Origin of the sequence: Duganella sp. FT27W, from assembly GCF_009295655.1 — a bacterium.
GTDB classification, from domain to species: Bacteria; Pseudomonadota; Gammaproteobacteria; order Burkholderiales; family Burkholderiaceae_D; genus Rugamonas; species Rugamonas zoogloeoides.
The window spans coordinates 312,087-335,786 of the sequence record NZ_WHIV01000004.1 but is presented as its reverse complement, the minus strand read 5'-3'; the positions used below and the strand labels follow the sequence as shown (position 1 = coordinate 335,786).

Annotated in this window: 20 protein-coding genes; 16 read left to right on the top strand and 4 right to left on the bottom strand. The window is 63.9% G+C overall.

Annotation, left to right across the window (positions count from 1 at the left end):
• Window positions 1-65: 65 nt before the first annotated feature.
• Entirely contained in the window at window positions 66-287 is a 222-nt protein-coding gene (locus F8197_RS18620) for a hypothetical protein (protein ID WP_056146785.1), read from the bottom strand.
• Between the two features lie 342 nt (window positions 288-629).
• Between F8197_RS18620 and F8197_RS18615 the strand changes: the two genes are divergently transcribed.
• From F8197_RS18615 to F8197_RS18570, 10 genes are all read left to right on the top strand, one after another.
• Window positions 630-1,535 carry a hypothetical protein gene (locus F8197_RS18615; RefSeq protein ID WP_056146787.1) on the top strand — a complete coding sequence of 302 codons (906 nt, stop codon included), beginning with the start codon at window positions 630-632 and terminating at the stop codon, window positions 1,533-1,535.
• Window positions 1,536-1,682: 147 nt separating this feature from the next.
• On the top strand, window positions 1,683-2,570 hold the full coding sequence (locus F8197_RS18610) for an ABC transporter ATP-binding protein (RefSeq protein WP_056146788.1): 888 nt from the start codon (window positions 1,683-1,685) through the stop codon (window positions 2,568-2,570).
• 10 nt (window positions 2,571-2,580) lie between these two features.
• A complete protein-coding gene (locus F8197_RS18605) occupies window positions 2,581-6,165 on the top strand; it encodes a M1 family aminopeptidase (protein ID WP_152883144.1) in 3,585 nt (1,194 codons plus the stop codon).
• Window positions 6,158-7,258, top strand: a complete 1,101-nt coding sequence (locus tag F8197_RS18600) for a DUF5694 domain-containing protein (protein ID WP_193333476.1) — start codon at window positions 6,158-6,160, stop codon at window positions 7,256-7,258. Before F8197_RS18605 ends, F8197_RS18600 begins: the two co-directional genes overlap by 8 nt.
• A gap of 17 nt (window positions 7,259-7,275) precedes the next feature.
• Entirely contained in the window at window positions 7,276-7,524 is a 249-nt protein-coding gene (locus tag F8197_RS18595; RefSeq protein ID WP_152883143.1) for a DUF1272 domain-containing protein, read from the top strand.
• Window positions 7,525-7,599: 75 nt separating this feature from the next.
• Window positions 7,600-8,643, top strand: a complete 1,044-nt coding sequence (locus F8197_RS18590; protein WP_152883142.1) for a MerR family transcriptional regulator — start codon at window positions 7,600-7,602, stop codon at window positions 8,641-8,643.
• Between the two features lie 31 nt (window positions 8,644-8,674).
• Window positions 8,675-9,346, top strand: coding sequence for an ABC transporter ATP-binding protein (locus F8197_RS18585; protein WP_019923458.1), 672 nt, complete (start codon window positions 8,675-8,677; stop codon window positions 9,344-9,346).
• Window positions 9,343-11,448 (top strand): HlyD family secretion protein, encoded by a 2,106-nt coding sequence (locus tag F8197_RS18580; RefSeq protein WP_152883141.1) that lies wholly within the window; start codon window positions 9,343-9,345, stop codon window positions 11,446-11,448. The genes F8197_RS18585 and F8197_RS18580 overlap by 4 nt, the downstream gene beginning before the upstream one ends.
• 17 nt (window positions 11,449-11,465) lie before the next feature.
• Window positions 11,466-12,698 (top strand): efflux RND transporter periplasmic adaptor subunit, encoded by a 1,233-nt coding sequence (locus F8197_RS18575; protein ID WP_152883140.1) that lies wholly within the window; start codon window positions 11,466-11,468, stop codon window positions 12,696-12,698.
• Window positions 12,695-13,930 (top strand): ABC transporter permease, encoded by a 1,236-nt coding sequence (locus F8197_RS18570; RefSeq protein ID WP_152883139.1) that lies wholly within the window; start codon window positions 12,695-12,697, stop codon window positions 13,928-13,930. The genes F8197_RS18575 and F8197_RS18570 overlap by 4 nt, the downstream gene beginning before the upstream one ends.
• Before the next feature lie 31 nt (window positions 13,931-13,961).
• On the opposite strand, the gene hemB is transcribed toward F8197_RS18570, so the two are convergent.
• Both hemB and yihA read right to left on the bottom strand, forming a co-directional pair.
• Window positions 13,962-14,978, bottom strand: coding sequence for a porphobilinogen synthase (hemB, locus tag F8197_RS18565; RefSeq protein ID WP_152883608.1), 1,017 nt, complete (start codon window positions 14,976-14,978; stop codon window positions 13,962-13,964).
• A 22-nt stretch (window positions 14,979-15,000) separates the two neighbouring features.
• The gene (gene yihA, locus F8197_RS18560; RefSeq protein WP_152883138.1) at window positions 15,001-15,759 is read right to left on the bottom strand and encodes a ribosome biogenesis GTP-binding protein YihA/YsxC; all 759 of its coding nucleotides are present in this window, start codon (window positions 15,757-15,759) and stop codon (window positions 15,001-15,003) included.
• A gap of 155 nt (window positions 15,760-15,914) precedes the next feature.
• On the opposite strand from yihA, the gene F8197_RS18555 reads away from it, so the two are divergent.
• From F8197_RS18555 to F8197_RS18530, 6 genes are all read left to right on the top strand, one after another.
• Entirely contained in the window at window positions 15,915-16,589 is a 675-nt protein-coding gene (locus tag F8197_RS18555; RefSeq protein WP_152883137.1) for a cytochrome c, read from the top strand.
• 120 nt (window positions 16,590-16,709) lie between these two features.
• Window positions 16,710-18,797, top strand: coding sequence for a cytochrome c biogenesis protein ResB (locus F8197_RS18550; RefSeq protein WP_152883136.1), 2,088 nt, complete (start codon window positions 16,710-16,712; stop codon window positions 18,795-18,797).
• 38 nt (window positions 18,798-18,835) lie between these two features.
• Window positions 18,836-20,020 carry a c-type cytochrome biogenesis protein CcsB gene (gene ccsB, locus F8197_RS18545; protein ID WP_152883135.1) on the top strand — a complete coding sequence of 395 codons (1,185 nt, stop codon included), beginning with the start codon at window positions 18,836-18,838 and terminating at the stop codon, window positions 20,018-20,020.
• A 91-nt stretch (window positions 20,021-20,111) separates the two neighbouring features.
• Window positions 20,112-21,092 carry a protein-methionine-sulfoxide reductase catalytic subunit MsrP gene (gene msrP, locus F8197_RS18540; protein ID WP_152883134.1) on the top strand — a complete coding sequence of 327 codons (981 nt, stop codon included), beginning with the start codon at window positions 20,112-20,114 and terminating at the stop codon, window positions 21,090-21,092.
• A 13-nt stretch (window positions 21,093-21,105) separates the two neighbouring features.
• The gene (locus F8197_RS18535; protein ID WP_152883133.1) at window positions 21,106-21,729 is read left to right on the top strand and encodes a sulfite oxidase heme-binding subunit YedZ; all 624 of its coding nucleotides are present in this window, start codon (window positions 21,106-21,108) and stop codon (window positions 21,727-21,729) included.
• Window positions 21,730-21,751: 22 nt separating this feature from the next.
• Window positions 21,752-22,369: a hypothetical protein gene (locus tag F8197_RS18530; protein ID WP_152883132.1), complete on the top strand. Its 618-nt coding sequence runs from the start codon at window positions 21,752-21,754 to the stop codon at window positions 22,367-22,369.
• A 52-nt stretch (window positions 22,370-22,421) separates the two neighbouring features.
• On the opposite strand, the gene lysA is transcribed toward F8197_RS18530, so the two are convergent.
• Window positions 22,422-23,699 carry a diaminopimelate decarboxylase gene (gene lysA / locus F8197_RS18525; protein WP_152883131.1) on the bottom strand — a complete coding sequence of 426 codons (1,278 nt, stop codon included), beginning with the start codon at window positions 23,697-23,699 and terminating at the stop codon, window positions 22,422-22,424.
• Window position 23,700: the final 1 nt, after the last annotated feature.

The following is a 23,700-nucleotide window of genomic DNA, read 5'->3' as shown; positions in this document are numbered from 1 at the left end:
GACGTTTTAGTTCGGCTTTTTGACGGCCTTTGCAAAGGTGGGCGTGACAAGAATGTCCAGCACGGTTAACTCCCGAATTGGTACGGCTCAAGCATGCCGGCTTTTGCCTCCTGTGCCGCCAGCAGGGTATCTTTGATGAACTGTAATGGCAGCTCGGGATTTTCGTCGACAGCTTTGCCAAGCCGTGCCCAGTATTCGATTTGCATGGGAATCGAGCGGTGCTCTGCAGCGGCATGGGGCTTCGCCATCTCTACCAGATCAGCTGACAGTTTTAATGCGACAGACATAGCGAGGCCCTCTTGAGTGAGAAATCAGAATGCCACCGACGACAGGCTTTTGCAACCGTCGCACGGTATTGACGGTTTATGTGCCATCCCGCACTAAAATCCGGCCCCCAGCCGCGTATCGTGAGGCATTCTTACGCATCCGTAATGCAAATTGGTTGCTTTGGATACATAAGGTAACACCCGTCAAGAGCCCTTACTTGTAAAGTAGCTACTTGGTGCACGCGCGTCGTTTCTTGCGGCGCGCTATGATGGCCGGGTTCAGATGTCGAAAGATTCCCAAAGTTACGGGAGTCTGGCACTATGACCGCATTTTGAAGACTTCGTTCCACAAGGTTCCGTATCTTGCACCACGACTCCCACATCCTTTCCGCCAATGGTTATTGCGAGACCTGCGGCCAGCCTTTGCCGGTGCCGGGGGACTCGTACGCCTTGTGGGAAGAGAAGAAATCGATTACCCGCCGCTATGGCCTGGCGTTTACCATCGCCTTGCACCTGGCGTTCGTGCTGTATTACCTGTTTTCGCCGTCGCCGCCGCCACCGAAGACCACGTCCGCCAAAAAAGGCGGCGAGATGGTGTATATCTCGCCAATGCCGATCACGCCGCAAAAGCCTACCGTCAAGCCCACGCCCAAGAAGACCGAGCCGAAGCCGACCAAGCCTACGCCACCGAGCAAGCCGAGCACCGTGCGCAGCAAGCCGACGCCGACCCAGCCCAAGCTGGAAACCTTTGTGCCGCCGGTGCAGGCCACCATGACGCCGCCACCACCGCCGCCGCAGGAACAGGACATGTCTGAAATGCTGGCCAAGCGCCGCGCCGAGCGCGAGGCGGCCAACCCGTCGCCGCAACCGTCCGAACCGGCCCAGTCGGCCGCCGAGCGCTCGCTGGCGCGCGCCAAGGCCAATATTGCCGGCGCCAATGCCCGTGGCGGCGCCGATGCCGACGATACCGGCGGCGTGTTCTCGGTCGATAAACGCTCGAACAGCGCCGATGTGAAATTCCGTGGCTGGAACACCAACTTCAAGCGCAAGTGGCTGCAGCAAATCCACGTGGAGCAGGGCAGCGAGAAGGATATCGAGACCGCTGTCGCCAAGGAAATGATCAAGATCATCCGCAAGGAAAAGCCGGGCGACTTCGAATGGGAATCGCGCCGCCTGGGCCGCACCGTCAAGATGAGTGCGCGCAAGGAAGACGAGGCGGAATTGCAGGCGTTCCTGCTCAAGGAAATGTTCCCGGAATACCGCCCATAGTGCTCAGCGCGCATTCCATACCGCGTTTTATGCAGCCTGTCGCACCAACCAGCAGTTAATCGAAAGACACTGATAAGTTTGCAACTTTGCTCTATAGTAAGGTTGCTTCGGAGCCTGTTGCTCCGGCTTATCAGGAGACCTGGCGTCATGCTTTCGATCAAACAGCTCAACAAGACCTACGACAACGGCGTCAAAGCCATCAACAATGTCACGCTGGAGATCGGCCACGGCATGTTCGGCCTGCTGGGCCCGAACGGCGCCGGCAAGTCGTCGCTGATGCGCACGATTGCCACCCTGCAAGATCCCGACAGCGGTTCCATCCACTTCGATGGCCTCGACGTACTGGCTCAGCCGCAGGCGCTGCGCCGCCAGCTTGGCTACCTGCCGCAGGACTTCGGCGTCTATCCCAAGGTCACGGCCGAGGTGCTGCTCAATCACTTTGCCGTGCTCAAGGGCCTGACCGCGCGCGGCGAACGCAAGGAGGCGGTCGAGGCGCTGCTGCAGCAAACCAATCTGTGGGAGGCGCGCAAGCGCAACCTGGGTACGTATTCGGGCGGCATGCGCCAGCGCTTCGGCATCGCCCAGGCGCTGCTCGGTGCGCCCAAGCTGGTGATTGTTGACGAACCGACCGCCGGCCTCGACCCCGAGGAACGCAACCGCTTCCACAACCTGCTGGCCCGCATCGGCGAGCAGGTGGTGGTCATCCTCTCCACCCACATCGTTGAAGACGTCACCGACCTGTGTCCGCAGATGGCGGTGATCGTCAAGGGACAGGTGCTGGTGCAGGGCGAGCCGCAGGCCGCCATCGACACCCTGCGCGACAAGGTCTGGCGCCGCACCGTGAGCGCCGAGGCGCTGCCCGGCTACCAGGAGCGCCTGAACGTGCTGCGCACCCGCCTGGTGGGCGGCAAGCCGCAAATCCACGTGTATGCCGACAGCCAGCCCGACGACGGCTTCATCGCGGTTGAGCCGAATCTCGAGGACGTGTACTTCCTGCACGTGCGCGCGGCCAACCGCGCTGCTGCGGCAGTGTGAGGAGCACGCCATGCTGATGGAATTCTTCAAGTTCGACCTGCGCTACCAGTTGCGCCAGCCCCTGTTGTGGGTCACCGCCTTCGTGCTGGGCCTGATGGCGTTTGGCGCCACCACCAGCGACGCCGTGGTGGTGGGGGGCGCGATCGGCAATGTGCACCGCAATGCGCCAGTGGTGGTGGCGCAGCTGCTCGGTGCTTTCACCGTGTTCTCAATGCTCACCGTCACCATCTTCATCGCCGGCGCCGTGCTGCGCGACGCGGAAGTTGGCATTTCCGACATGTTGTTTGCCACGCCGATGCGCAAATACCAGTACCTGGCCGGGCGCTTCCTGGCCGGCCTGGCAGCGTGCCTGGCGATGTTCGTGGTGATCGCGCTGGGCACGGTGATCGGCCCGCTGATGCCGTGGGTGGACGCGGCGCGCGTCGGTCCGGTACCGGTGGACGCCTACCTGTGGGCCTTTGCCTGGCTGGTGATCCCCAACCTGGTCTTTATCGGCGCACTCCTGATGCTGCTGGCGGCGACCACCCGCTCGATGATGATGGTGTACCTGGGCGTGCTGGCCTTCTTTGTGCTGTGGGGCGTGGCCGGCGTGTTTACGCGCGACGTCAGCAATGAATGGTTGCCGGTGCTGATCGATCCGTTCGGCGTGCGCGCCTTTGGCCGCGCCACCCGCTACTTCACCTCCGCCGAATCGAACACCATCGTGCCGCCGGTCGCCGGTTATTTGCTGGCCAACCGCGCCGTGTGGCTGGGCGTGGCGCTGGCCTGTTTTGCCGCCACGCTGGTGCTGTTCAAGCCGCAGCGCGCCGGCACCGGCCGCCGCTGGCTGGGCCGCAAGCGTACTAACGCCGCAGTGCCGGAGCTGGTCGTGCCGGCTGCCAGCGTCCTGCCTGCCATCGCGCCGCGCTTCGGACGCGGCACCGCCTGGCTGCAATGCTGGGACATCCTGCGTTTCGATGCCGCTGCCGTGTTCAAGGGCGTGCCGTTCCTGGTGATGCTGTTCTTCGGCATGGCCAACTTTATCGGCGCCGCCAGCCAGGCCAGCACGATGTTCGGTACCACCGTGTATCCGGTCACGTACATGATGCTCGAGACCATGGCCGGCAGCTTCAACTTCCTGCTGCTGATCGTGCTGACGTTCTATGCTGGCGAACTGATTTTCCGCGACCGCCAGTTCAAGGTCGCCGATGTGAGCGACGCGCTGCCGGTGCCCGACTGGGCGCCGCTGGTGGCCAAGAGCCTGGCGCTGGCGGGCGTGGTATTCGGTTTCCTGCTGGCGGGCGCGCTGACGGCGATGTGCATCCAGCTGATCAAGGGCGGCGCGCCGGTGGAGCCGGGCCTGTACCTGAAGGCGCTCCTGCTCGACTCGGCCAGCTTCGTCATGCTAGGTTTGCTGGCGCTGGTATTGCAGGTGCTGGTCAATAACAAGTTTGTTGGCTACCTGGCGATCGTCGTCTACATGGTGGCGCAGCTGGTGCTCAGTGCCGTGCATTTCGACCACAACCTGTATAACTTCGCTTCGCTGCCCCAAATCAAATACTCGGACATGAATGGCTACGGCCACTTCATCCGGGGCTGGTCGTGGTTTGCCGTGTACTGGGGTTGCGCCACGCTGGCGCTGCTGGTGGTGGCGCAGGCGTTCCGGGTGCGCGGCCTGGCGCTGCCGTGGCGCCGCCGCGTGCGTGTCGCCGGTAGCCGCCTGCGCGGGCCATCGGGCGTGCTGCTGGCGCTGTGCGTGGCCGGCTTTGCCGGTACCGGCGCCTGGATCTTCCACAACACCAATCAACTCAACCGCTACCAGCCGGGCAACGTGGCGATGGACGAGCAGGCGCGCTACGAAAAATCGTATCGCAAGTACAAGGACTTGCCGCAGCCGCGCGTGACCGACGTGCGCGCCGACGTCGATATCTATCCCGAGCAGCGCCGCGTGACCGTGCGCGGCCACTACCGGATGGAAAACAAGAGCGGCGTGCCGCTGGCCGAACTGCGCCTGCAACTAAACCGGGACGTAACCACGCGCTTTGCCAACCTGCCTGCGCACACTGTCGTCATCGACGACCGCGACCTCGGTTTCCGCGTGCTGCGGCTGGCGCAGCCGATCGCCCCGGGCGCGCAGCTCGATCTCGATTTCACGGTGGACGTGCACCCGCAAGGCTTTACCAACAAGGGTGATCCGGACCAGCTCAACCTGAATGGCACCTTCTTCAACAACACCGCCTTCTTCCCGCGCTTCGGCTACCAGTCGTCGCTGGAGCTGCAGGACCGCAACGAGCGCCGCAAGCGCGGACTGGGCGAGCCGCAGCGCATGGCCAAGCTCGAAGATGAACCGGCGCGCGCCAACAACGTCTTCGGCGACACCGACTGGATCAATTTCGAGACCACCGTTTCCACCTCCGCCGACCAGATCGCGATGGCGCCCGGCTACCTGCAAGACAGCTGGGAAAAGGACGGTCGCCGCTATTTCCATTACAAGATGGACCGGCCGATGGTGGGCTTCTTTGCCTACCTGTCGGCGCGCTGGAACGTCAAAAAAGGCGAATGGCGCGGCTTGCCGATCGAGGTGTATTACGATGCCAGGCACGGCTACAACGTCGATCGCATGATCACCTCGACGCAAAAGTCGCTCGACTACTTTGTCGCCAACTTCACGCCGTACCAGTTCCGCCAGGTACGCATCCTCGAGTTCCCGAGGTACCAGAGCTTTGCCCAGTCGTTTGCCAACACCATCCCGTATTCGGAGAGCATCGGTTTCATTGCCGACCTGCGTGACAAGAACGATATCGACTACGTGTTCTACGTGACCGCGCACGAGATGGCGCACCAGTGGTGGGGCCACCAGGTGGTGGGCGCGAATGTGCAGGGCTCGACCATGCTGGTCGAATCGCTGGCGCAATACTCGGCGCTGATGGTGATGGAGAAGGAATACGGCCGCAACAAGCTGCGCCGCTTCCTGCGCTTCGAGCTCGACTCCTACCTGCGCGGCCGTGGCGGCGAAGTGATCGAGGAACTGCCGCTGTACCGCGTGGAGAACCAGTCGTACATCCACTACCGCAAGGGCAGCCTGGTGTTCTACCGTCTGCGCGACGAGATCGGTGAAGAAGCGGTCAACCGCGCGCTCAAGCGCTTCCTGCAGGACAAGGGCTATCAGCAGGCGCCGTACACGACCAGCCGCGAGCTGCTCGAGTACCTGCGCGCGGAAGCGCCGCAGGACAAGCAGGCCCTGATCACCGACCTGTTCGAAAAGATTGTCCTCTACGATAACCGCGTGACCGAAGCAACCGCCAAAAAGCGTCCCGACGGCCAGTGGGACGTCACCATGAAGCTGCACCTGGCCAAGCTCGAAGCGGACGGCAAGGGCAAGGAAACCGCGCGCGACTACGACGAGCCGGTAGAGATCGGCATCTTCGCGCGCGCTCCAGGCGCCAAGGAGGCCGATGAAAAAGTGCTGTACCTGGAAAAACGCCTGCTGCGCGGCAGCGACCCGGTGCTGACCGTGACGGTCAAGGAGCAGCCGTTCGAGGTGGGCGTGGACCCGTACAACAAGATGATCGACCGGGTGCCGGGCGACAATCGCAAGGAGATGGGCAATGAGTAAGGCTGTCGTATTGAAGTTGCTGGCCGGCCTGGTCGCAGCGGCGGTGTGCCAGGCTGCTGCGGTGGCGGCCGCACCACACCAGCCGTCGTTCGATCCTTCCACGCTCAAGCTGGTGCGGGGGCAGATCAACCAGGTGATGGTGCTGGGCTCGCCGCACTTGTCGCAACTGCCCAAGCCGTTCGATGCGACGACCTTACAGTTGCTCAACGAGCGGCTGGTGGCGTGGCGGCCGCAGGCGATCGCCATCGAGAATCTGTCGGGCGTACAGTGCGCCAATATGCGCCGCTACCCGCAGCGTTACGCCGATACCGTCAAGAGCTATTGCCGCGACACCTCGGCTGCCCAGGCGGCGACCGGTCTCGATGTGTTCGAGGCCACCGACCGCGCCGAGCGGCTGCTGGCCGCGTGGCCGGCCACGCCCACCGCCACCCAGCGGCGTGCACTGGCATCGCTGTTCCTGGCGGCCGGCGAGCCGGCTTCGGCACTGGTACAGTGGCTGCGCTTGCCGGCGCCGGAGCGGCGCGCGGGCGATGGCCTCGATACCGCGCTGGTGGAAGCCCTGGACAAGCTGATGGTCAGGCCCGACGAAGGCTACCTGATTGCCGCGCAAGTCGCAGCCCGGGTCGGACTGGAGCGCGTGTACGCGATGGACGACCACACGGCCGACAAACCCGAACCGTCGGAAGCAGAGCAAAAGGCGGCCGGCGCGGCCATCATGAAAGCGTGGGACAACCCGGCGACAGCGCAGCGTACCGACAGCGACAAGGCTTTGCAAAGCGCGATCACCACGGCCACCGGGGTGCTGGCGATGTACCGGGCCTATAACGATCCGGGCCAGGCCGCGCTGATCTTCAGAAGCGATTTCGGCGCGGCACTGGAAGAGCCGTCGCCGCAGCACTACGGTCGTGGCTATGTGACCTATTGGGAGACGCGCAACCTGCGCATGGCGTCGACCATCCGCGAGGCGATGAGCCCGCCCGGCATGCGCATGTTGGTGATCGTGGGCGCCTCCCACAAGTTTTATCTTGAAGCGTATCTGAACCAGATGCATGATGTGGGTATTGTCGATACCGATGCGGTACTGCATCACTGACCTTGAAGGGAAACACCATGCTGCAACTGCGACCCAACTGCGAATGCTGCGACATCGACCTGCCGCCCGACTCCACCGAGGCGCGCATCTGCTCGTTCGAATGCACGTTCTGCGCACCGTGCGCCACGTCTAAACTGGCGGGCAAGTGCCCGAACTGCGGCGGCGAACTGGTGGCGCGGCCACGGCGCCCGCTGGCCAAGCTGGCCAACAATCCCGCTTCCACCGAGCGCATCTTCAAACCGGCCGGTTGCGCCGAGGCCGCATAAGCGCAAATAAGTCCTTGACCCTCACGCAACGTCAGGCGCCAACCTGTCTGTACGCACAAAGACAGGAGCTTGACGATGTTGTTGAAAATAGGTGAACTGGCCAAACGCACTGGGTTGACGGTGCGCACGCTCCACCATTACGACGCCATCGGCCTGCTCCAGCCTTCCGCGCGCACCGATGCCGGCTACCGGCTCTACAACCGAACCGACATCGCCCGGCTGCATCACATCCAGGCGCTGCGCAAGTTCGGCTTGTCGCTGGCCGACATCGGTGCTTCCCTGGACAGACCGGACCTGCCGCTTGCCGACGTGGTTGCCCAGCAGATTACCGTGCTGACGCGACAGATCGACCAGGCCGCCACCTTGCGTGCGCGCCTGGTGGCGATGCACGAGCAACTGGCGCAGCAGCAGGAACCCGGACTGGCCGATTGGCTGACCACTCTGGAGCTCATGACCATGTACGATCGATACTTTACCCCCGAAGAACTCAAGCAACTGCCGCTGTACAACCCCGCCGACGCCGTCAAGGCCGAATGGACGACATTGGTGGCCGCCGTGCGCGCGCTGATGGCGTCCGGCGCCGGACCGGACCATCCGCAAGCGCAGGCGTACGCCCGCCAGTGGATGGCGCTGGTGGTGCAGGGCACCGGCGCCAACCCGGCGCTGTTTGCCAAGCTCAACACGATGCACGAGCGCGAAGCGCTGCTGCAGGACGAGACCGGCATCACGCCGGCGGTCATGCAGTTCATCATCGCCGCCTCGGGCCAGCACAAGCTGGCGCTGTACCGCAAATACCTGGACGACGACGAATTTGCCTTCTTGCGCGACAACATCGGCAAGCGGGCCTCCGAATGGCCGCCGCTGATCGCGCAGGTGCAAGGCGCGATGGATGCGGGCAGGGCGCCGGACTCGCCCGAGGTACAGGCGCTGGCGCGCCACTGGTTCGACCTGTTCCGCTCGTTCGCAAGTGACAATCCGGCCACCCAGCAGAAGGTGCGGCAGGCGCTGGTCAACGAACCGGGGTTGACCGACGACGGTTTCGTCACGCCGGCGATGCGCGAGTTCATACGGGCAGCGATGATGGCTGCGGTTAGTAATCGGGACAAGTTAAGTAATTGACAAAACCGGCAGGCGCCGGGATACTTCCCGAATGATAGAACTGAGCAACATTCGCAAAACTTATCACCAGGGCGGCAACGCCATCCACGCGCTCGATGGCATCGACCTGCGCGTGGCGCCCGGTGAATTTGTCGCCATCATGGGGCCGTCCGGCTCCGGCAAATCGACGTTGCTCAACGTGCTCGGCGCGCTGGACCGGCCCGATACCGGCCGCTACCGGCTGGCCGAGGACGAAGTCTCCGCGCTCGACGACGATGCCGCGTCCGATGTGCGTAATCGCCGCATCGGCTTCGTGTTTCAGTCGTTCCACTTGCTGCCGCGCCTGACCGTGCTGGAAAACGTGCTGTTGCCGCAGCGCTACGCGCGCCATGCCGATCCCGGTGCTGCGGCGCGCGCGGTGGCGCTGCTCGAACGCATCGGCCTGGGACAGCGCACCGGCCATTTGCCGGGCCAGCTGTCGGGCGGCCAGTTGCAGCGCGCGGCCATCGCCCGCGCCTTGCTGAACCAGCCGGCGCTGTTGCTGGCCGATGAGCCGACCGGCAATCTTGATTCGCGCAGCGCGGCCGATGTGCTGGCTCTGCTGCATGAACTGCACGCGGGCGGGCAGACCCTGGTGCTGGTGACCCATGATCCGGCGATTGCCGCCGGCGCCCAGCGCACCATTCATTTACGCGACGGCCGCATTGCCGGAGACGCCGCATGACGTTCACCACGCGCAGGCGCGCCGTGCTGGCGCTGTCGGGCGCCGGGTTGCTGGCGCTGGCCGTCGCTGCCGGTCTCGCACTGGGGCGGGGCAGCGGCGCAGCCGTCGCCGCAGCAGCAACCCCGAAAGCCTCCGCCACTGCGGTAACGGCTTCCATTGCAGCCCCGAACGCCTCCGCCGCTGCGGTCACTGCCGCCATTGCAGTAGACGCGGTTGGTCGTGGCAACGAGGCCGCCCCGCGCCCGGTACTGCTGACCGGCGAAGTCGAAGCGCTCGACTCGCAAACCATCCTGGTGCCGCCGTCGAACTCGTCGCCGCTGGTGCTGCGCAATTTCGTGGCCGAAGGCAGCCACGTCAAGACCGGCGACCTGGTGCTGCGCATCGAGACGGCTGATGCAGCCAATCTCGAGCGCTATAAAACCGAACTGGAACAGGCGCGCGCCCGCGCCGAGCGCGAAACCGCCAACCTGGACGTGGCGGCGGTGGAGACCGGCAAAGCGCTGGTCAGTGCCCAGGCCGCGCTGGACAAGGCCAAGGTCGATGCGGCGCTGCCCAAGGTGCAGATCTCGGCACTCGATTATGACCGGCACCAGGCCGAACTGGACCGTGCGACGCGCGACCTGGCGATCAAGCGCGATGCCGATGCCAGCGCGCGCACGGCCGTGGACCGCCGCAGCGAAGACGGCGCGCTGGAAATCAGGAAGTTGCAAATCAACCTGGCGTTCCAGATTGCCCAGTTGGCACAGTCGGAAGTGCGCGCACAGCGCGACGGCGTGGTCGTGCACGGCTACAGCCCGTGGATGGGCACGCGTTTCGAGGAAGGTTCGTCGGCCTGGCCCGGCAATGCCGCGGGCGTCGTGCTGGGCAATGGCGAGATGGCGGTGACCGCGTGGGCGCTGGAAGCGGACCGGCCCTACCTGGCCGAGGGCCAGGCGGTCGATCTGCGTTTCGACGCTCTGCCGGCAACGTTTACGCGCGCGGTGGCGGGGACGATCAAGTCCATCACCAGCGCACCGGAAGCCCGCGCCAGCTGGGGCCGGGGCCGCTACTTCCGGGTCAAGATCGGCTTGCCGGCCGGCCACGCACTGGCGCTGGTGCCGGGCATGAGCGTGCAGGTGGAACCGCGCCCGGCCAAGGCTGCTGTGTCAGCTCAGGCATCAGCCCCGGCGCCGGTGGCGGCCAGCGACGCGCTGACCGTCGAGGGCGAAATCGCCTCGCGCAGCGCGCTGCCGGTGGCGCCGCCCAGCATTCCCTACATCTGGCAGTACAAGCTGGCGCAGATCGCGCCGGAAGGCGCGCTGCTCGAAGCCGGCCAGCCGATCGCCCAGTTCGAATCAAACGACGTCACGACCCGGCTGGTCACGCAACAGGGCGCGCTGCAGGAAAAACTGCGCGCACTCGACAAGCTCAAGCTTGACCAGGCCGAGGCCGACCGCGCCGGCGAACTGGCCGTGGCCGAGGCGCGCAGCAATGCCGACAAGGCCGACCGCAAGGCCACCATGCCGAAGGAATTGATACGGCGCGTCGATTACGACAAGCTGGTGATCGACCGCGTGGAGAAAAATCGCCTGGCCACGCTGGTAGCGACCCAGCACCAGGCGCAAATCCGCGCCCGCCACGCCGAGCGCACCTGGCTGCAGGCGGAGATCGCGCAATTGCAGGCGCAGCTTGCCGCGCTGGTCAAGGGCAAGGCTGCGCTGGCCGTGCTGGCGCCGCGCAGGGGCATGGTGGTGTACCGCACCAGCTTTGACGGGCAAAAATTCAGCGCCGGCAGCCAGGTGTGGATGGGGCTGTCGGTCGCCACGCTGGCCGACCCCGAGCAGCTATACGTGGCCGCCAGCGTGCCCGAGGCGCAGTCGTCGCGGGTGCGCGTGGGCCAGGCGGCGCGCGTGACGGTCCCCGGCAGCAACCTCACGCTCGATGCGCGCGTGGTGGCGCTCGGACGCGCGTTCCATGGCAAATCGCGCGCGCAAGCGCTGATCGTGCGCGATGTCGAATTGCAGTTCGACGGCAAACCGGCCGGACTTAAACCAGGCGCGGCAGTGCAGGCGGTGCTGTTGGCCGACACCGCGCAGCCCGCGCCATCGGTGTCGCAGCGATGAGGAACAACCAGCAGACCATGACCATGCCCGTACTCAAACCCGCCGCCATGGCAGCAATGGCAGCGGTGGCCATGATGGCCGCGCTTGCCGGTTGCAACGCCGACCCGTCCGCAGGCAGCGTGGCCGCAGAAACGCTGGCGCCGCGCCCCTGGCTCGAAACCCTGGCGGTCGATGGCGAAATCAAGGCCGCCGCCAGCACCGCGCTCAACGTGCCCGGCAGCGGCTGGAGCAGCCGCGTGCTGGTGGACATGGTAGCTGACGGCAGCAGCGTGCAAAAAGGCCAGGTGGTGGCGCGCTTCGACGCACCGCAGTCGCGCATGGAGCTGTCGCAGGCCGAACTGGAATTGCTGCGCAAAACGCTGGCCGAGCAGGCCAGTGCCAGCAGCGCTGCCGTCGAGCGCGACAAGCTGGCCGGCGACCGCGCCAAGGTCGAAGACGACCTCGGTCTGAGCCGGCGCTACGCCAACGTCGATCTCAGTATTTTCGCACGCAACACCATTCTCGATGCGCTGGCCGACGTCGGCTTTTTAAGCACCAAGCGCGGCTACCTGGAATGGAAAGATGGCCAGTCGCAGGCGCGCACGGCCGCCCAGGACGCGGTCCTGCATTCGCAGCGCGACAGCGTGGTGCAGACCGCCAGGCAAAAACGCGACAGCCTGGCCGCGCTGGAGCTGGTGGCGCCGCACGACGGCGTCTTCCTGCTGGCCGCCAAGTGGGACGGCACCAAGCCCGAGATCGGCGCCAGCCAGTCGGCCGGCCAGGAGTTCGGCAGCTTGCCCGACCTGGACCAGCTGGTGGCCCACTTCAGCGTGGCCGAAGGCGAGGCGTTCGGCCTGCGCACCGGTTTGCCGGTGCGGGTACGCCTGGCCGGCACCGGCACCGAGCTGACGTTGACGGTCACGCGGGTGGGCAGCAGCGCCAGTACCACGTCGCAGGAGTCGCCGGTCAAGTACAGCGATTTCGACGCTGCCATCGACACCGCCACCGCGCGCAAGCTGGACCTGAAACCGGGCCAGGCGCTGCGCGGCACGGTGCAGCTGGTGGCCAGCAAGGCCGCGCTGACGGTGCCCAATCTGGCCGTGGTGCGGGACGGCGCCGGCCATGCCGTCTATACCGAAGAGCACGGGCGCCAGGTACGGCATAAGGTGGAACTGGGCCAGCGCGGTCCCGTGCGCAGCGAACTGAAAAGCGGCATCGCGGCCGGCGCACGCATCGTGCTGCTGCCGCCGGCCGCCACGGAGAAATCATGAACCTGGCCCTGTTGCACGAAGCGGTCACCGAACTGGGGCGGCGCAAGCTGCGCACCGGCCTGACCTTGCTGGGCATGGTGTTTGGCGTGGCTGCGATCGTCGCCATGCTGGCGGTGGGCGAGGGCAGCAAGCGCGAGGCCTTGCGGCTGGTGGCCGAGCTGGGACTCGACAATGTGCTGGTCGAAAGCAAGGCCATCGATCCCGAGCAGCTCAAGGAGCTGCGCACCCGCTCGCTGGGCCTGTCGGCCGCCGATGGCGCGGCGGCCCTGTCGGTGGTGCCGGGCGCGGTGTCGGTGGCGCTGAAAAAGGAGATCAAGGTCGATCAGCTGGTGCTCGACCAGCGCGTGGTGCCGGCGCGCGCCTATGCCGTCTCGCTCGACTACGCCGCCCATGGCGGCTTGCAGCTGGCCGCCGGGCGCTGGCTGTCTTCTGCCGACAGCGCCACGCTGGCGCCGGTGTGCGTGATCGGCGCGCGCCTGGCGCGGTCGCTGTTTGGCGACGCGCCGGCGCTGGGCCGTCGCGTCAAGCTCAACCATGTTTGGCTGCAGGTGGTGGGCGTGCTGCAAGACCGCGCGCAAAGCAAGTCCGACTTCGAGGGCATCAAGCTGGGGCTCGACGACGAGCGCCTGTTCGTGGCCTGGGAGACCGGGCGTGCGCGGTTCGGTTTCAAGGCCATCGAAGACGAGGTCGATGGTATCAGCGTGCGCCTCGACGGCAAGGTGGCGCCCGACCAGGCGGCCGGCGTGCTGCAGGCGCTGATCGCCCGCCGCCACGGCGGCGCCGACGACACCAACCTGATCGTGCCGATGGGCTTGTACCGCCAGAATCAGCAGACCCAGCGCATCTTCGCCATCGTCATGAGTTCGATTGCGGCCGTGTCGCTGCTGGTGGGCGGGATCGGCATCATGAACATCATGCTGGCCAATGTGCTCGAGCGGCGCCGCGAAGTGGGGTTGAAGCGGGCGCTGGGCGCACGGCGGCGCGACGTGGTCGAGCAGTTCCTGGCCGAAGCGCTGGTGATCGCCGTCAGCGGCGCGCTGCTGGGCGTGGTGCTGGGTGCGGTGGCCGCGTACAGCATTGCCGCGTTGGCCGGCTGGTCGGTGGCGTGGTCACCGCTGAGCCTGGTGGCGGCAGTGCTGCTGTGCGTGGCCGTGGGCCTGGCGTTCGGGGTATTCCCGGCGCGCCAGGCGGCGGCACTGGATCCGATCGCTGCATTGCGCAGCGATGGCTGATTGCCTGCGCCGGGGCTGGCTTATTTGTTAGTTACTTGCCAGCCTTGAGCAGGCGCGCGATGTCGAGCGCAAAATAGGTCAGCACGGCATCGGCGCCGGCGCGCTTGAACGCCATCATCGACTCCATCATGACCTTGTCGTGGTCGAGCCAGCCGTTCTGGGCGGCGGCCTTGATCATCGCGTATTCGCCGCTGACCTGGTAGGCAAACGTCGGCACCTTGAATTCGTCTTTCACGCGGCGCACGATGTCGAGGTAGGGCATGCCGGGTTTGACCATCACCATGTCGGCGCCTTCGGCGAGATCGAGCGCCACTTCGCGCAGCGCTTCGTCGCTGTTGGCGGGGTCCATCTGGTACTGGTTCTTGTCGCCCTTGCCCAGGTTGGCGGCCGAGCCCACGGCGTCGCGGAACGGACCGTAGAAGGCCGACGCGTACTTGGCCGAGTAGGCCATGATGCGGGTGTGGATGTGGCCCTTGTCTTCGAGCGCGGCGCGGATGGCGGCGATGCGGCCGTCCATCATGTCCGATGGCGCCAGCACGTCGGCGCCGGCGTCCGCGTGGCACAGCGCCTGTTTGACCAGCACGTCGGTGGTGATGTCGTTGATCACGTAGCCGTGCTCGTCGATGATGCCGTCCTGGCCGTGCACGGTGTACGGGTCGAGCGCTACGTCGGTCAGGATGCCCAGCTCCGGGAAGGCCTGCTTGAGGGCGCGGATCGCCCGTGGCACCAGGCCGTCCGGGTTGTACGCCTCGGCGCCGTCGAGCGACTTGCCCGACGCTTCGATGACGGGGAACAGCGCCAGCACCGGGATGCCCAGCGCCACGCAGTCCTGCGCCACTTCGAGCAGCAAGTCCACCGACACCCGCTCCACGCCCGGCATCGACGCCACGGTCTGGCGTTGCTGCGTGCCTTCGAGGATGAACACCGGGTAGATCAGGTCGGCGGCGGTGATCACGTTTTCGCGCATCAGCGCGCGCGAAAACGGATCGCGGCGCATGCGGCGCATGCGCAGGGCGGGGAACGAGGAGGGGGCGTGAGGCGTGTGCATCATATTACTTCCTTAGTGTGTGTTACTTGGCATCTTTTACTTCGTTATCGTCATCGGCGCCGTCGATCGCGTCGATCTGCTCGACCTGGGCGGCGATCTGCGCAGCAGCTGCGTCGTCGTCGGTCACGCCGGCCAGTTCGAGGATCTTGTCGTTGGCTTCGTCGATGCCGACGCGCTTGAGGGCGGAGAACAATTGCACGGTGAACGGGAAACCTTCACCGTCTTCATCGACATAGCTGTCGAGCCTAGCCTTGGCCTGGCGCAGCACGTTGACCGACTCATTGCGGTTGAGCTTGTCCACCTTGGTCAGGATGCAGTGGATCGGCTTGCCGGTCGGGGCGAACCATTCGAGCATCTGGATGTCGAGGTCGGTGAACGGGCGGCGCGAGTCCATGATCAGGATCAGGGCGGCGAGCTGTTCGCGGCGCTGGACGTAATCGCCCAGCAGGCGCTGCCAGTGCAACTTGGCCGAGCCCGACACTTCGGCGTAGCCGTAGCCGGGCAAGTCCACCAGCAGGCATTCGATCTCTTCGACGATGGTCGGATCCTTGCGGTGCTGGGCCACGTGGGCGCCGCCGATCGAGAAATAATTGATGTGCTGGGTACGGCCAGGGGTCTTGGACGCGAACGCCAGACCCTTCTGATTGCACAGGATATTGATGGCGGTCGATTTACCGGCGTTGGAACGACCTGCAAAGGCGATCTCCGGCACCGTGGTGTCGGGCAGGTCGCGCAGTTGGTTAACGGTCGTAAAGAAGCGGGCTTGCCAGAGTTTAGACATGAGATAACGTAAGATGGGGGAAAATGCAACAAAGTGGGGCGGTTAGGCAGGTAAGCTATTGTACAATGCCTAGTCACGGAATGTTGCCAGGCATTCGAGAATGCCACGCCTTCATTCGGACGTAAAACTTTATAGACTCCTTCCAAGGTGCTTGAATGAAACGTGCGTTTTCTCCTTTGCTGAAACCCCTGCTCATCGCCGCCATCGCCTTTACCGCTCTCAGCGGCCACGCCGAAGACAAGGCGCCCGCCGCAAGCACTGCTCCCAAAGTCGATCCCGCCAAAGGCGCCACGCTGTACACCGATGGAGACGCCGCGCGCGGCCTGCCTGCTTGCGTGTCGTGCCACGGCGCCAATGGCAACTCGACCATTTCCATCAATCCCAAGCTGTCCGCGCAAAGCCAGAGCTACCTGTACAAGCAACTGGTCAACTTCACCACCGACGCCCGCAACCAGCCGGTGATGTCGCTGTATTCCAAAATGCTGACCGACGCCGACAAGCACAACGTGGCAGCCTGGCTGGCCACCCAGCCGTCGAAACCGGGCGCGGCGAAAAACCGCGACAGCATCGACCTGGGCAAGAAAATTTATCGCGGTGGCATTGCCGAGAAAAACGTGCCGGCCTGTGCCAGCTGTCATGGCGCCACCGGTGGTGGCATTCCCGCGCTGTACCCGCGCCTGGCCGGTCAGCACCAGGATTACACAGTTGCCCAGCTGGGCCTGTTCAAGGGCCACGGCCGCAAGAACAGCCCGGAAATGGCCACCATCGCCGCCCGCATGTCCGACGAGGAAATGAAAGCGGTAGCGGATTACGTGGCAGGGCTCAAATAGCGCTGCCTTATAAATCGCTGACTAGAGCGTTTTTATACCAATTGGGAGGGCGGCGGCGTGAGCGGGCCGCCCTTTTTATTGGTATGCTGCGCGGTTGCCCCATTTTTTAGATCGCCATGCATGACTAGCACCACCGGTATCCAAATCAAGACCCGCCGTCCCATCATCGGCGAGACGATCGAACTGATGTCCTCGATGCGCTTTGCGATTGCCATGCTGGCAATGATCGCCATTGCCGCCGTGATCGGCACGGTGATGAAGCAGAGCGAGGCCACCTCCAACTACATCAACCAGTTCGGGCCATTCTGGTTCGAGGTGTTCGACAAGGCCGGCCTGTATGCCGTGTACTCGTCGTGGTGGTTCATGCTCCTGATGACGCTGCTGGTGTCATCGACCAGCCTGTGCATCGCGCGCAACGCCCCGAAAATGGTGCGCGACATGCGCAGCTGGCGCGAAAACGTGCGCGAGCAGTCGCTGCTCAATTTCCCGCACCGCATGCACTGGCGCGCGCCGCTCGCGCGTGCCGCGCTGGCGCAGCAGACCGCCGCCCGCCTGGCCGACAACGGCTACCGAGTGAAGATCGTCGAGCGCGACAATGGCACCTTGCTCGCTGCCAAGCAGGGCGGCGCCAACAAGTTCGGCTACATCTTCGCCCACGCGTCGATCGTGGTCATTTGCGTGGGCGCGCTGTTCGATTCCGACTTGCCGATCCGCTTCCAGGAATGGGTGCTGGGCAAGACGCCGTTTGCCGGCAGCGGCCTGATCGCCGAAGTGCCGGCCAAGCACCGCCTGAGCACAGCCAATCCCACCTTCCGTGGCAATACCCTGATCCCCGAAGGCTCGAACAGTTCGAGCGCGCTGCTGCAGCGTCCCGACGGCGTGCTGATCCAGGATCTGCCGATTACCATCAACCTGAAAAAATTCACCATCGACTTTTACAGCACCGGCATGCCCAAGCTGTTTGCCAGCGATGTCGAGGTGGTCGATCACGCCACCGGTGAGAAGGTCAACGCCGTCATCGAGGTCAACAAGCCTTTGATCTTCAAGGGCCTGGCGATTTACCAGTCCAGCTTTGAAGATGGCGGCAGCAAGCTCAAGCTCAAGGGCTACCCGATGCTGGGCACCGGCACGCAAAGCTTCGAGCTCAATGGCGAAGTGGGCGGCACCACGCCGTTCAGCGACGCCTACACCATCGAATGGTCGGGCTTCCGGCCGTTCAACGTGGAAAACATGAACAACGATGCGCGCGCGGTCAAGCAGGATAAAAGTCTGCGCGAAGCCTTGTCGGCCAGCCTCGACAAGCACACCGGTTCGGCCGGACGCGGCAGCCTGTCCAACGAGCTGAAAAACGTCGGCCCCAGCGTGCAGTACAAGCTGCGCGACAAGACCGGCCAGGCGCGCGAATACCAGAACTACATGCAGCCGATGACGCTCGACGGCGCGTCCGTGTTCCTGGCCGGCGTGCGCGCCAACCCGTCCGATCCGTTCAGCTACCTGCGCATCCCAGCCGACGACGAACACTCGGTGCGCGACTGGATGCGCCTGCGCGCCGCCCTGGCCGACCCGGCCCTGCGCGCCGCTGCCGCCAAGCGGTACGGCGAGCGCGCCGCGCCGCAGACTGGCGATGTCGCTGCCGTGCGTGCGCAGATCGAAGCGTCGTCCGAAAAAAGCCTGGGCCTGTTTGCCGGTGACGGCAAGGTGGGCGGCTTCGTGTCGATTTCGCAATTCCTGGAAAAAGTGCCGGTCGAAGGCCAGGAAAAGACCGCCGAAGTATTCATGAAAATCTTGAACGGCAGCCTGTGGGAACTGTGGCAGGTGGCGCGTGCAAAAGATGGCCTGGCGCCGGTCACCGCCGATGAAGCCCATGGCCGCTACCTGCTGCTGGCCACCAATGCGCTGTCGGACGCGTTTTTCTACGGCGCCCCCGTGTATTTGCAGCTCGATGAGTTCGTGGAAGTGAAGGCCTCGGTGTTCCAGGTCACGCGCTCGCCGGGCAAGAACATCGTGTACTTCGGTTGCGCGCTGCTGGTGCTGGGCGTGTTTTCGATGTTTTATATCCGCGAGCGCCGCCTGTGGGTGTGGATCAAGGACGATGTTGAACATTCCGGCGGCGCCGAGGCATTAATGGCCATGAGCACGCAACGCAAGACGCTCGATTTCGAGCGGGAATTTGTAACATTGAAGGAAAAGTTGCCGCAATCGGCTTAATGTACGATCAGCGTACGCCAGCGCAGCATGGAGAAATAATGGAACTGACTGAAAAATCAACACGGACCACCCCTACCCAGGCCACCGGCGGCACCTATGTGCAGGCGCCCGGCTACTTCAAACGTCTGACCGTCGTGGACTGGCTGTTTGCCGCCGCGCTGCTGGCGGGCGCCGTGTTTGCCTTCAACCGCTACGGCCACTTCATGGACGTGTACGAGGAAGCGATCATGCTGCTGTGCGCGCCCGTGTTCGCGGCGCTGGGCTGGCACTGGAAACCGGTGCGCTGGGTGATGGCGCTGGTCGCGGTGCTGTCGTTGTGGGCGATCTCGATGTACGCGGGCCAGCTCGACATGGGGACGCAAAAATTCTGGCTGCGGTACATGATCTCGAGCCAGTCGGCGATTTTATGGATGAGCGTGATGTTCTGCCTGTCCACGCTGTTCTACTGGATCGGCTTTGCCGGCCGCTCGGAAGCATGGAGCAGCCTCGGTACCAAGCTCAGCTGGGCTGCCGTGGTGCTGGGCTGGACCGGCATGATGGTGCGCTGGTACGAGTCGTACCTGATCGGCGCCGACGTGGGCCACATTCCCGTCTCCAACCTGTACGAAGTGTTCATCCTGTTTGCGTTGATCACCTCGATGTTCTACCTGTACTTCGAGGACCGTTACAAGACCCGGCAAATGGGCCCGTTCGTGCTGCTGATCATTACTGCCGCCATCGGCTTCCTGTTCTGGTACACCACCTCACGCGATGCCGCCGAAATTCAGCCGCTGCTGCCGGCCCTGCAAAGCTGGTGGATGAAGATCCACGTGCCGGCCAACTTCATTGGCTACGGTAACTTCGCGCTGGCGGCGATGGTGGCGGTGGCCTACCTGCTCAAATCGTCGAACCGGCTGGTGGACCGCCTGCCGTCGCTCGAGGTCCTGGACGACGTCATGTACAAGGCCATCTCGGCCGGTTTCGCCTTCTTCACCATTGCCACCATCCTTGGCGCGCTGTGGGCGGCGGAAGCGTGGGGCGGCTACTGGTCGTGGGATCCGAAAGAGACCTGGGCACTGATCGTCTGGCTCAACTACGCGGCCTGGTTGCACATGCGCCTGATGACGGGCTTGCGCGGCCGTCCGGCGGCCTGGTGGGCGCTGGTGGGCCTCTTGGTGACCACGTTTGCCTTCCTCGGTGTGAACATGTTCCTGTCGGGCTTGCACTCGTATGGCAAGCTATAAAACATTTTTCAAGGTTAATTGAGCCGTAATATCTGTTTTCCGGGATTGGTGTAAGGTTGCGACATTGCCTTGTACCTTTTCTGGAGTCAACATGCTGATCAAGCGTAGCCCCAACGGTATCGAACTGCCGTTTTCGTCGGAAATCACACCGCGCGCGCTGTACGAGTCGCGCCGCACCTTCATCAAGCAGGTCGCTGCCGGGGCCATCGGCAGCGCCGCGCTGCTGGAAATGGCCAACCGCGAAGCGTTTGCGCAAGGAGCAGGGCTTGCCAAGCTGCCGGCCAAGCTCAATCCCGCCTATTCGGCGCTCGACAAGCAGACGCCGTACAAGGACGCCACCACCTACAACAATTTCTACGAGTTCGGCACCGACAAGAGCGATCCGGCCGCCAACGCCGGCACCCTGAAAACCCGGCCGTGGACGGTGCAGATCGAGGGCGAAGTCAAGAAGCCGATGACACTCGACATCGATGCACTGCTCAAGCTGGCGCCAATGGAAGAGCGCATCTACCGGCTGCGCTGCGTGGAAGGCTGGTCGATGGTGATTCCCTGGGTGGGCTACTCGTTCTCCGAGATCATCAAGAAGGTCGAGCCGACCGGCAACGCCAAGTACGTGGAATTCATCACCCTCAACGACCGCAAGCAGATGCCGGGCGTAAACAGCCGCGTGCTCGAGTGGCCGTACACGGAAGGGCTGCGCATCGACGAAGCCAATCACCCGCTGGCGCTGCTCACCTTTGGCATGTATGGCGAAGTGCTGCCGAACCAGAACGGCGCGCCGGTGCGCATGGTCTTGCCGTGGAAGTATGGTTTTAAATCCGCCAAGTCGATCGTCAAGATCCGTTTTGTGAAGGACCTGCCGCGCACGTCGTGGAATATCTCGGCGCCGCGCGAATACGGCTTCTACTCGAATGTGAATCCCGAAGTCGATCACCCGCGCTGGTCGCAGGCGTCCGAGCGCCGCATCGGCGAAGACGGCTTCCTGGCCCGCAAGCGCAAGACGCTGATGTTCAACGGTTACAGCGACGTGGCGCCGCTGTACGCCGGCATGGACCTGAAAAAATTCTATTGAGGCGCTACGCAGCATGGCTTTCAATCCCACCGCGCGCCAGACCAGCCTGATCAAGGCGATCATATTCCTGGCCGCCTTGATTCCGCTGGCGCGCATGGTCTATCTGACGGTAACCGGGCAACTGGTGGAACCGCTCGAATTCATCACCCGGTCCACCGGCGACTGGACCCTGTACTTCCTGTGCATCACGCTGGCAGTCACGCCCTTGCGGCGTTTTACCAAATGGAACTGGCTGGTCAAGCTGCGCCGCATGCTGGGCCTGTTCATGTTCTTTTACGGCGTGCTGCACTTCATGACGTTTTTATGGTTCGACCATTTCTTCGACCTGGCGGAAATGTGGAAAGACGTGCTGCGACGGCCGTTCATCACGGTCGGGTTCATCGCCTTCGTGCTGCTGATCCCGCTGGCGGCCACCAGTACCAACGCCATGATCCGCCGCCTGGGCGGCAAGCGCTGGCAGTGGTTGCACCGGCTGATCTACGTGATCGCGCCGCTGGCGATCCTGCACTTCTGGTGGATGAAGGCGGGCAAGCACAACTTTACCGAGCCAATCATTTACGGTGCCATCCTGGCTGTGCTGTTGGCTGTGCGCGTGTACTGGGCTGTGACGAAAAACCGCTCTGCCAGCAGAGCTTAGCGCGATACTTTAGAGAGAAACGATGGCCGCTGCGCCTACATCCTTGTCCAGCATCTGGGGTTCTGAAATGGCGTCCGCCTTTTCCGTGATTACCCGGTCGTTGCTCGACCGGGGATTTTCAGGTCCCACGACGTGGAAACACAAGTTTTCCATTCCGTACATAAAAAATATTTCTCCAACAGCCAGGGTAGTGTTGGGTGTGAAACGATATGCCTTCGATGGCACCCATGCCGATTTCGATTGCTCGGCGGTGATCTTGTCCAAAACGATATTCGACAACCAGTTGAGCGATGCTCCCTGGAAAACGGGGCATGAGGTGACGGAAAAGGCGTTCGTCGGCTATGTGCCCTGCCTGACCCTGGAACTGTCCCACTTTAAATGGGCCGAGCAAGCCTGTCAGCGCCGTCCCGGATGGCGCATGAGCGAGGATACGGGAATCGTCGAAAATATCGGCCAGTTCATCGCCGATTTCGATCGCTTGTTTATGCCAGTATTTGCCGCCATGAAGACAGACCTGGAGTTACTGCAGGCGATCGAGAAGTTGGAGGTCGAAGTCCCACCCGCTTGCGTGAAGTCGAGGGTACTCTTTTTTGGCGCGATGACGGCTCGTAAAGCAGCGCTGCGCCGGGGGATAGCGTGAGCCCCGGCCTGCTGGTGATGCAGTGCCGGGACTCTTGCTGCGGGCTTGGCCGTTACTTGATCAGCGATTCCAGCGCGTAGAGTTCGGCTGGGGTTTCGCGGCGACGGACGATGTGGGCCGTAGTGCCGTCAACGATGATTTCGGCGGCGCGGCCACGGGTGTTGTAATTCGAGGCCATGGTCATGCCGTAGGCGCCTGCCGAGTGCATCACCAGCAGGTCGCCGGCTGCCACCGCCAGCGCGCGGTCGCGGGCCAGCCAGTCGCCCGATTCGCAGATCGGGCCGACGATGTCGTAGGTCTTGCTCTCGGCCTGGCCTTGCACCACCGGCTGCATGTCCATCCAGGCCTGGTACAGGGCTGGGCGGGCCATGTCGTTCATGGCGGCATCGACGATACAGAAGTTTTTCTCTTCGCCGTGCTTGATGAATTCCACGCGGGTCAGCAGCACGCCGGTGTCGCCCACGATCGAGCGGCCCGGCTCAAAAATCACTTTAATTGGTTTGCCGTCGTAACGCTCGGCGCGCCAGGCGTCGATGCGGGCGAATACGCGGCCCAGGTAGTCGCCCACCGGCACCGGTGCGGCTTCGCCCGCTTCGCGGTAGTCGATGCCGATGCCGCCGCCCATGTCGAGGTGGTGCAAGGTGATGCCTTCGTCGCCGAGGCGGTCGATCAGTTCGATCAGGCGGTCCAGCGCTTCGAGCAGCGGCTGGTCGTCCAGCAGTTGCGAGCCGATGTGGCAGTCGATGCCGGCCACGTCGATATGCGGCAGCGCGGCGGCGGCGCGGTAGGTGTCCAGTGCATCGTCAAAGGCCACGCCGAATTTGCTGGCTTTGAGGCCGGTGGCGATGTACGGGTGGGTTTTCGGATCGACGTTGGGGTTGACGCGCAGCGAGATGCGCGCGGTCTTGCCCATGGAGCCGGCCACGTCGTTCAAACGGTGCAGCTCGGGGATCGATTCGACGTTGAAGCACAGGATATCGTGCGACAGCGCCAGGCGCATTTCATCAACGCTCTTGCCCACGCCCGAGAAAATCACCTTGCCCGGGTCGCCGCCGACGGCCAGCACGCGTTGCAGCTCGCCGCCGGAGACGATGTCGAAACCGGCGCCCTGGCGGGCCAGCAGGTCGAGGATGGCCAGGTTGGAGTTGGCCTTCATGGCGTAGCACACCAGCGCGTCGCGGCCCTGGCAGGCGTCGGCGTACGCGGCGAAATTGCCCAGCAGCGTGGCCTTGGAGTAAACGTAGGTCGGGGTGCCATGCTCGGCGGCGATGGCGGCCAGCGACACGCCTTCGGCGTGCAGCACGCCGTCTTGATACGAAAATTGCGACATA